Below are 243 nucleotides of genomic sequence, written 5' to 3'. Positions count from 1 at the left end.
ACTGTTCCGTTCCTTATTAAATTGTTGAAAAAAGAAGTAAGGATAAAAGGTCATTTTGATATTGTAGGAATTATACTAATGTCAGTTGGCATTGTATTTTTTATGCTGTTTACAACATCTTATAACATTTCTTTTCTGATCATCAGTATTCTGTCATTCCTGATATTTGTAAAACATATTAGGAAAGTAACAGAACCTTTTGTTGAACCTGCACTGGGGAAAAATATTTCTTTTATAATTGGT

General features: G+C 28.8%; 1 pseudogene. It reads left to right on the top strand.

The window, feature by feature from the left end:
• A pseudogene (locus AWV70_RS05855) lies at positions 1-243 on the top strand (tetracycline efflux MFS transporter Tet(L)); the annotation flags it as partial.

This window comes from Sporosarcina koreensis (assembly GCF_001531445.1).
Taxonomy (GTDB): domain Bacteria; phylum Bacillota; class Bacilli; order Bacillales_A; family Planococcaceae; genus Sporosarcina; species Sporosarcina koreensis_C.
Note: the sequence above shows the minus strand (reverse complement) of the source record. Positions and strands in the feature narration are given on the sequence as shown.